Raw genomic sequence first — 7,756 nt, 5'->3', positions numbered from 1 at the left:
CGATGCGCGGCCTCGACCTTGTACTCGGCGGTGTATGACCGACGCTTGCGGGCAGACATAACAGACATCCTTCCAGCAGGGCTGTGCCCTGCTAAAACGGTGTCCACTCTCCGGGGGGAACCTCAGTCGGCCTCCTTGAAATTCTTGGAGGTCGACCGCCCAACTTGCCTGGTGGTCCGCTAGCGCGGACGACGGTTTGCTGCTCTAGCAGCGAAGCAGCAAACTCCTATTACCGTAGCAGGGACGTCCACATGAGTTGTCATGAGGAGCGCTACCTGCGGTTACGGTGCGACGCGCTGTCCACATGAGTTGACGTAGACCGTCTGGTAAGCAAATAGCTGTTAACTTCTCGCCCTGGATCAGCTTGATCAGCTGCCGGAGGTGCGGCCTCGGCTACCGCTGGATGCACGGCGGCTGAAGGCGCGCCGGACTCCCGCGACGGCGCGGGAGAAACGCTGACGCATGGACTACTCCTTTCTGTCGGTGTCGTCTTCGGTCAACGTCGGGATACCCAAGACTCGGGCCACGGCATACCCATCGAGGTACTTGTCACCCACGGCCAGTAGCCGGGCGGCGGCGAGGAACGCGTCCTTGTCCTTCCGGGTCTTGAAACAGACCGCGAACCAGAACTCCGAGTCGGTGGCCAGGCGGAAACGCTCGTCCTCGCGTTTGGTCCGCTCGCGGAAGCCTTTCGCCAGGGCGTCGAGTTCGGCGTCGGAGTCGGCTGCCAAGTCGCCGGTGTACTCGACGCCGGCCAGCGGGTCGGGTTCTGGGTCGGCGTTGAGCTGGGCCAGCAGGTCCGCTTGGGAAGTGGGGTTGCCGACGGCCGCGCTGGCTTGGAGCTGGGCGAGCACGTCATCGTTGGAGTCCACGGCGGAACACCTCCAGGTCAGTGAGCGGGAACCAGTCCAAGATCCGCTGGTAGTCCTCGGGTGCGTGGCGGCGGATGGGGTCAGTGAACCGGTGATCCAGGCCGTCGAACGAGCGGCCGAACCACTCGTACTCCGGCGGCAGCGGGCAGGAGTGGCGGGCGAGGATCTCGCGGACGTCGGCGATGCGCCAGTCCCACACGATCGACACCCGCCGCAGTTGCTCTCGTACCGGACCGTGGGTGACCATGGCCATCCGCCGGTTGGGCGAGTCCGCGGCCCTCACCCCGTCGGCGTTCCAGGCACCGGGGTGGCCGGTGTCGTCGCGGACCGCGTCGGCGATCTCCTGGTATGTGGGCTCGGGGAACTGGGCGGCCTCGATGATCGCGCACCGCTCCGGCGGCTGGAACACGAACGCGTTCAACCACCGGTAGAACGTCGGGTGCGGCAGGTTCACCACCCGCGTACCGAAGAAGTCCTCGTAGAACTTCAACGACTCCTCCACGAACGCCAGCCCGGGGACGAGGTTGAGGTGGTACGGCACGACCTCGATGCCGGCCTCCCGCATCGCCAGCCACGCCGCAAGCGAATCCTTCCCTCGGGAGAACCCGAGCAAAACCGGTTTCCCCTCGGCCGCGATGTCGGCACGGATCTGCGCCGACGGCGTGATGCCGTCAATGGCGATCGGCACGGCCACCCTCCCGTCTCATCCGAATGATGTTCGGAAATCCGAACTCAGTTAGAATCGAGGCATGGGGGACGACGGCCGCGATATCGCGCGGCTGCGGGCGGAACTGCTGACCAGCGTCAGCGAGGCCGCCGAGCAGGCGACCGCCTGGCACGGCGAACGTGACACACGCATCGTGGCTGCTCACCGCGCCGGACACACCTATACCGGGATCGCCGAGCATGCCGGTATCAGCGACGTCGCGGTCCGCAACATCGTGGCCCGGCACCGGCACCCGGACAGTTCGGAAGAGCACCCGGCCGACGTGGGATAGGCGTCTGCGAAAACCTGGCGGGACGGAAACGGCCCTCAGTGGCTTGTGCCTGCCGGGCGGGCTCGGGGGTGCTCCCCCTGGGGGTCTGCGGCCATCGCGCGCGGCGGCGAGGCCGGGGCTGAACGGGTTTCTCACGGGCTGTTCCAGCCTCCACGGGTGCGGGTGTCGGTGGCGGTGACATGGGCATGGCAGCGGGCACACAGGCCCCGGCCACGGGCGGGGTGATCAGGATCAAGGCCCCCGGCCACCAGTTCACGGCGGGTGAGCGGCCAGTGATCAGCCACGGTGGACGGCTCACCACACGGGCGGCCCGGATGGCTCGGGCACTCGGCCCGATCACAGCGGCACAGCGGGTCACGGGCCAGCACAGCGGGCCGGAACCGGGTTCGGTGTGCCCCGGCATAGCCACGGTCGGCACGGGTCCCCCCAGCACGGCGGGCCCTGTTACGGCACTCGGGGCACCGACCCGGGTTGGGGCTGGTGTTCGGACATCCGGGGCGGGAGCTGAGTACCGTCGGCGGCCAAGTAGGCCTGATCAGGTCAAATAGGATCTACGGGTCGATTACCTCATGTCGGAACTTGACTAAGGTGGCCTTCACGGCACGTCACAACGCCACACCTGCCACGTCAGCCCTAAGTTCCAGGCATTGGGGTCAGCCGGAGCAGCGGCACCCCCGAAGTCGTGCGGACTTCCAGTGCCTTGATGTCGGCGCGCCGCATCCCGGTGCCCACGACGATCCGCGCGGTGTTCTCCGGCATCGCGTGCCAGGTGGCCAACTCGGCGGTCCCGCCGTTCCATCCGATGGCGACCAGCACGTAGTCGTGCGCCTTCTTGCCGCCGTAACTGCACGACATCGCGACGCTCGTGCCCCAGTTCTGATCGGCGAGCGCGACGTTGCCCTGCACCGGGTAGCCGCCCAACGCCGTCATCGACACACCGGCGGGATCGCCCGAAGGTCCGGGCGTCATCAGCGAAATGACCAGCGCGCCGAACGACGCGACGGCCACCACCGCAGAGCCGGCCACGGTCGCCAGCCTCCGCCGCCTGGTCCGCCTAGACCGGGCAAGCGCTGACTTCAGCAGGCCTTCAGGCGGCTTCTCCACGTCCGGGACCTGCGAAAGCAGGCCCGGCAGCCCGCTAATGGCAGCGACCGACTCCGAACACCGCTCACAGCCCTCGAGATGCGTCTCGAACGCTTGTCTGTCCTCAGAGGACAGGGAACCGAGCACGTAGGCCGCGTCGAGGCTCTCGAATGGATCGTCCGCGCTCATTCCGTCACCCCCTTCTCCTCCAACACCAGTCTGAGCGCCCGCAACGCGTAGTGCGTCCGCGATTTGACCGTCCCCTCGGCCACCCCCAGCCGCGCGGCGGCGTCGGCCACCGAATGTCCGTCGAAGAAACAGAGGATAAGCACCTCGCGGTGGCGCACGGACAACTCCCCCAGTGCCTCGGCCACCAGCCAACCCTGCAGGACGCGGTCCGTACCGTCCCCGACGGACCGCTCCGGCGGTGCGTCCGTGCTGACCTCGGACCGCGAGGTCGCCGACCGCCAGCCGTCGATCGCGATCCGGCGCGCCACGGTGAACAGCCAGGCCCTGGCCGACCCCTGTGACTGGTCCAGCACCCGCGGATGCCGCCACGCCCGCAGCAGGGTCTCCTGCACCACGTCCTCGGCCCGGGTGCGGTCGCCGTTGGTCAGATGAAGCGCGTACGACCACAACGCGCTCGCGTGGTCCGAATGGAGCGCGCGCATCAACTGGTCTTCGGCGGCCTCCCTCACGCGCGGCGGCCCGGCCGCACCGCCATGACGATCAGCGCGATCCCGAGCACGATGCAGACAGCTTCGGTGATCACTCCCCAGAGCTCGGCCTGGGTGGTGAACTGCTCTTGGACGTTGAAGAGGCCGACTGTCACCGACAGTACGTAGGCCCCCAGTGTCGAGGCGCCGAATCCGGCCGCCAGGAACGCCGGGATCCAGTGGCTCCAGGCGAGCACGCCCACCGCGATCACCACCCCGGCCACGGCGTTGACCAGGAACAGCGGCCCGATGACGGCGATGTCGCTGAACCCGTTGCGCCACAGGTCGTAGTGCACCCATGCCGAGCCGAGCAGTGCGGCCGCCACCAGAACCCGTACCAACCACGAGATCATGACCCGCTCCTCATCGTTGCTTCGAACCCGTATGGCATGCACACGTGTGTAGTCCGAAACCGGTTCACGAAACTGTGGGGAACATGTCGATCTCCGGAAAAAATCCGCGCGAATCCGACCAAGACGGATAAACACCAACCCCGGCCGGGAAAATCAGCCCTCCGGGTTGAACCGAAGCCCTGCGGGCTACGTAACATCAGGCATGACTGCACAACTTCCCACCCGCCGGACCGTCCTGACCAGTGGTGCCGCTGCCGCCGGAGTAGCCGTCAGCGCCGTCGCACTCGCCGCCTGCGGCTCGAGTGGCGGGGGTGCCGCAAGCTCATCCTCGGCATCGGACAAACCACCGGCCGCCAACCAGCCGATCGCCACCCTCGCCAGCATCACCGTCGGGCAGGCGACCTCCGCCCAGAGCTCCGACGGCAAACCGCTCATCGTCGCCCGGCCGACCGACACCACCGCGGCCTGCTTCAGCGCGATCTGCACCCACCAGGGCTGCACGGTCCTGCCTGCCGGGACCGAACTGCACTGCCCGTGTCACGGTTCGGTCTACGACGCGGTGACCGGCACGGTCAAGAAGGGGCCGGCCCCTTCGCCGCTGCCCAAGGTCAACGTCAAGGTCACCGACGGCAAAGTCGTCACCGCCTGAACCACCTGAACAGACGGATGTCGCGACCCACCTGAGCGGGCCGCGACATCCGTCCTTTTGGCTCTCTTTGTCCGAAACCGCGTCTTAGTTGTCCCAGCTGAACACGAGATCGCCGGGAGCCACCTCGGCACCGGTGTTCAGCCCGGAGAGCGCTTCCGGCTGGGCGTCGAGGGCGACCACCGGCACCACGGCCGAAAAGCCGGCCGCGACGACCGCGTCGGGGTCCCACTCGATGAGGGGCTGACCCGCCCGGACCGACTCGCCCTTGACCACGCGCAGGGTGAAGCCCTCGCCCTTCTGCTGGACCGTGTCGATGCCGAGGTGCACGAGCACCGCCTGGCCGCCTTCGGTCGCGATCACGAACGCGTGCGGGTGCAGCGTGACGACCGTGCCGTCCACCGGCGCCACCGCGTCCTGACGTCCGCCCGAGGGCAGCACCGCGAGCCCGGGGCCGACCATCGACTCCGCGAAGACCGGGTCCGGCACCTCGCTCATCGGCACCGTCTTCCCGGCGACCGGGCTGAGGATGTCCAAGCTCACAGCAGGTCCTGGATGTCGCTGGCGATCGTGTCGGCTTCGGGACCGACGATGACCTGGACCACCCCGCCACGCTTGACCACGCCGATCGCCCCGGCCTTCTTCAGCGCCGGCTCGTCGATGAGCGAACCGTCTTCGAGCTCACACCGAAGGCGCGTGATGCAGCCCTCGATCTCGATGACGTTGCCGGCGCCACCGAGCGCCGCGAGAATCTTTTCCGGCCTGTCGTCCGCCATCGCGGCCTCCTTGTTTCACGTTTGTTTCCCACGCCCTGCGCGGCGTCCGCGTCAGCAATTACTACGCCGTCCGACGGCTTGACCGCCACTTGCGACCGCCCGCTACACCGGTCAGGCCACGAACACATAACAGTGGTTGACACCTGAAGGTGTGAAGGAGCACTCTGCCCCATCAGACATTGGTCTAGACCGGAACGTACCAATGTTCTGGTCCAGATGCGAGCACCGGGGCACCCGGGCACGAAGGGAAGGTGGCGACGATGAGCGCGGAAGCACACATCCCGGACACCGACCGGGTGGTCGACGGGCCCACGCCCAAACACGCCCAGCTGAGGGAGATCCTGCGCCGTTCGGTCGAGCGGGAACTGCCGCCCGGCGCACCCATCCCGTCCGAGCGTGAGCTGGCCGAGCGGTATCACGTCTCGCGCCTGACGGTGCGGTCCGCGATCGGGAAGCTGGTCGAGGAAGGCCTGCTGTCCCGGGTCCGGGGCAAAGGTACCTTCACTGCCACCCGGCGGATGGAACTTCAGCTCTACCTGATGTCGTTCACCGACGACATGCGCCGCCGGGGCCTGTCCCCGACGACCGAGGTGCTGGCCACCTCGACCGAAGTCCCACCGGCGCCGGCCGCCGCCGCGCTCAACCTCGGTGACGGCGTGCCCGCGCACCGGTTGATGCGGCTGCGTCGCGCCGACGGGGTCCCGCTCGCCGTGGAGCGGGGCTGGTACCACGCGGGCAGAATGCCCGGGTTGTTGGAGCTCGACCTGACCCAATCGCTCTACTCCCACCTCGCCGAGGCCTACGGCGTCCGCCCGGACAACGCGCGGCAGACAGTCTGGGCCGAATCGGCGGACCGGGAGACCGCGCGACTGCTCGGCATCCGAGCCGGCAGTCCGCTTCTGGTGTTCCGGCGGGTCTCCAGCGCGCACGGAGAACCCGTGGAGGACATGACTTCCTGGTACCGGGGAGACCACTACCAGGTCACGATGCAGTTGGACCGGAATACCCCGGATTCCGGTCACCATTCCCACTACGGAGGTACTCGATGACCGCCACCACGGCAACGGGCGCGAAGGGGGCGAAGGGACAGGGCAAGGGCCTGGCCGGTCTCCAGCGCTTCGGCCGCAGCCTGATGCTCCCCATCGCCACTCTGCCTGCGGCCGGCCTGCTGAACAGGTTGGGCCAGGACGACGTGTTCGGCAAGGACGGTCTCGGCTGGAACAAGGTCGCGGCCGTCATCGGCGCGGCAGGCGGTGGCCTGTTCGACTGGCTGCCGCTGCTGTTCGCCGTCGGTATCGCGGTCGGCTTCGCCCGCAAGGGCGACGGTTCGACAGCGGTAGCCGCAGTCGTCGGCTGGGTCGTGTTCAACAAGGTCATCCAAGCCATCGCCCCGATCAACAGCCAGGAAGGCTACAAAGCCGGCTGGGAGGGCGCGCCGATCCACTGGCCGTACAGCGTGCTCACCGGTGTCGTGACCGGTATCGTCGCCGCGCTGCTGTGGCAGCGGTACCACCGCATCAAGCTGCCGGCCTGGCTGGCCTTCTTCGGTGGCCGCCGGTTCGTGCCGATCATCACCGCGTTCTCGATGATCATCCTCGGCGTCCTGTTCGGCATCGTGTTCAAGTACGTCGACCACGCGATCACCAACATCGGCAGCGCGGTCACCAGCGCCCCGGTGCTCGGTGGCGGGCTCTACGGGTTCCTGAACCGCCTGCTCATCCCGATCGGCCTGCACCAGCTGCTGAACGTGCCGGTGTGGTTCATCTTCCAGGGTGGCGACCTCACCAACTTCTTCCACCACGTGCAGGGTTCCGGCACGTTCATGACCGGCTTCTTCCCGATCTTCATGTTCGCCCTGCCCGCGGCCGCGCTGGCCATCTGGCAGACCGCGAAGCCTTCGCAGAAGAAGATCGTCGGCGGCGTGATGATCGCCGCGGCGCTGACCTCGTTCATCACCGGTGTCACCGAGCCGATCGAGTTCTCGTTCATGTTCGTCGCGTGGCCGCTGTACCTGTTCCACGCGGTGATGACCGGGCTTTCGCTGGCACTGGTCAACGCATTGGGCATCCACCTCGGGTTCTCGTTCTCCGGCGGCGCGATCGACTTCGCGCTCAACTCCAGTTTGGACACCGCACACAAGGCCTGGCTGCTGATCCCCATCGGCCTGGTGTTCGCCGTGATCTACTACGTCGTGTTCCGCTTCGTGATCCTCAAGTGGAACCTGCGCACCCCGGGTCGTGAGGACGACTCGATCGAGGCCGATCTCGAGAAGACGGCCGCGAAGTAAGAGCCTTCATCCCTTCAGAAAGGAC

At 67.3% G+C, this 7,756-nt stretch carries 11 protein-coding genes; 4 read left to right on the top strand and 7 right to left on the bottom strand.

The window, feature by feature from the left end; all coding sequences use genetic code 11:
• Positions 1-467: 467 nt before the first annotated feature.
• Both JWQ81_RS04725 and JWQ81_RS04720 read right to left on the bottom strand, forming a co-directional pair.
• On the bottom strand, positions 468-872 hold the full coding sequence (locus JWQ81_RS04725) for a hypothetical protein (protein WP_297537892.1): 405 nt from the start codon (positions 870-872) through the stop codon (positions 468-470).
• Positions 856-1,560, bottom strand: coding sequence for a hypothetical protein (locus tag JWQ81_RS04720; protein WP_297537891.1), 705 nt, complete (start codon positions 1,558-1,560; stop codon positions 856-858). The genes JWQ81_RS04725 and JWQ81_RS04720 overlap by 17 nt, the downstream gene beginning before the upstream one ends.
• 61 nt (positions 1,561-1,621) lie before the next feature.
• Between JWQ81_RS04720 and JWQ81_RS04715 the strand changes: the two genes are divergently transcribed.
• Positions 1,622-1,870 (top strand): hypothetical protein, encoded by a 249-nt coding sequence (locus JWQ81_RS04715; protein ID WP_297537890.1) that lies wholly within the window; start codon positions 1,622-1,624, stop codon positions 1,868-1,870.
• 633 nt (positions 1,871-2,503) lie between these two features.
• Here JWQ81_RS04715 and JWQ81_RS04710 read toward each other — a convergent pair.
• The 3 genes from JWQ81_RS04710 to JWQ81_RS04700 are packed head-to-tail and all read right to left on the bottom strand — an operon-like array spanning position 2,504 to position 4,022.
• Positions 2,504-3,142, bottom strand: a complete 639-nt coding sequence (locus JWQ81_RS04710; protein ID WP_297537889.1) for an anti-sigma factor — start codon at positions 3,140-3,142, stop codon at positions 2,504-2,506.
• Complete coding sequence (locus JWQ81_RS04705; RefSeq protein WP_297537888.1) at positions 3,139-3,651, bottom strand: sigma-70 family RNA polymerase sigma factor; 513 nt, start codon at positions 3,649-3,651, stop codon at positions 3,139-3,141. The genes JWQ81_RS04710 and JWQ81_RS04705 overlap by 4 nt, the downstream gene beginning before the upstream one ends.
• Positions 3,648-4,022, bottom strand: a complete 375-nt coding sequence (locus JWQ81_RS04700) for a hypothetical protein (protein WP_297537887.1) — start codon at positions 4,020-4,022, stop codon at positions 3,648-3,650. Before JWQ81_RS04700 ends, JWQ81_RS04705 begins: the two co-directional genes overlap by 4 nt.
• A 202-nt stretch (positions 4,023-4,224) precedes the next feature.
• Here JWQ81_RS04700 and JWQ81_RS04695 point away from each other — a divergent pair, with 202 nt between their 5' ends.
• Positions 4,225-4,671, top strand: coding sequence for a Rieske (2Fe-2S) protein (locus tag JWQ81_RS04695; protein WP_297537886.1), 447 nt, complete (start codon positions 4,225-4,227; stop codon positions 4,669-4,671).
• Positions 4,672-4,755: 84 nt separating this feature from the next.
• Here the strand turns inward: JWQ81_RS04695 and JWQ81_RS04690 are convergent, their stop codons facing one another.
• Together JWQ81_RS04690 and JWQ81_RS04685 are read right to left on the bottom strand one after the other, a co-directional pair.
• A complete protein-coding gene (locus JWQ81_RS04690; protein WP_297537885.1) occupies positions 4,756-5,211 on the bottom strand; it encodes a PTS glucose transporter subunit IIA in 456 nt (151 codons plus the stop codon).
• Positions 5,208-5,444: a PTS glucose/sucrose transporter subunit IIB gene (locus tag JWQ81_RS04685; RefSeq protein WP_297537884.1), complete on the bottom strand. Its 237-nt coding sequence runs from the start codon at positions 5,442-5,444 to the stop codon at positions 5,208-5,210. The genes JWQ81_RS04690 and JWQ81_RS04685 overlap by 4 nt, the downstream gene beginning before the upstream one ends.
• Positions 5,445-5,704: 260 nt before the next feature.
• Here JWQ81_RS04685 and JWQ81_RS04680 point away from each other — a divergent pair, with 260 nt between their 5' ends.
• Both JWQ81_RS04680 and JWQ81_RS04675 read left to right on the top strand, forming a co-directional pair.
• Entirely contained in the window at positions 5,705-6,493 is a 789-nt protein-coding gene (locus JWQ81_RS04680; RefSeq protein ID WP_297537883.1) for a GntR family transcriptional regulator, read from the top strand.
• Complete coding sequence (locus tag JWQ81_RS04675; protein ID WP_297537882.1) at positions 6,490-7,731, top strand: PTS transporter subunit EIIC; 1,242 nt, start codon at positions 6,490-6,492, stop codon at positions 7,729-7,731. The genes JWQ81_RS04680 and JWQ81_RS04675 overlap by 4 nt, the downstream gene beginning before the upstream one ends.
• Positions 7,732-7,756: the final 25 nt, after the last annotated feature.

The sequence above is a fragment of the Amycolatopsis sp. genome, assembly GCF_025464955.1.
Lineage (GTDB): Bacteria > Actinomycetota > Actinomycetes > Mycobacteriales > Pseudonocardiaceae > Amycolatopsis.
The sequence above is the reverse complement of the archived record's forward strand: the minus strand, read 5'-3'. Positions and strand labels throughout refer to the sequence as shown.

What these genes read in the sequence shown, in the direction of transcription:
- JWQ81_RS04715 (WP_297537890.1), top strand. Translation starts at nt 1,622, where the DNA reads ATGGGGGACGACGGCCGCGATATCGCGCGGCTGCGGGCGGAACTGCTG.
- JWQ81_RS04710 (WP_297537889.1), bottom strand. Translation starts at nt 3,142, where the DNA reads ATGAGCGCGGACGATCCATTCGAGAGCCTCGACGCGGCCTACGTGCTC.
- JWQ81_RS04700 (WP_297537887.1), bottom strand. Translation starts at nt 4,022, where the DNA reads ATGATCTCGTGGTTGGTACGGGTTCTGGTGGCGGCCGCACTGCTCGGC.
- JWQ81_RS04695 (WP_297537886.1), top strand. Translation starts at nt 4,225, where the DNA reads ATGACTGCACAACTTCCCACCCGCCGGACCGTCCTGACCAGTGGTGCC.
- JWQ81_RS04685 (WP_297537884.1), bottom strand. Translation starts at nt 5,444, where the DNA reads ATGGCGGACGACAGGCCGGAAAAGATTCTCGCGGCGCTCGGTGGCGCC.
- JWQ81_RS04680 (WP_297537883.1), top strand. Translation starts at nt 5,705, where the DNA reads ATGAGCGCGGAAGCACACATCCCGGACACCGACCGGGTGGTCGACGGG.
- JWQ81_RS04675 (WP_297537882.1), top strand. Translation starts at nt 6,490, where the DNA reads ATGACCGCCACCACGGCAACGGGCGCGAAGGGGGCGAAGGGACAGGGC.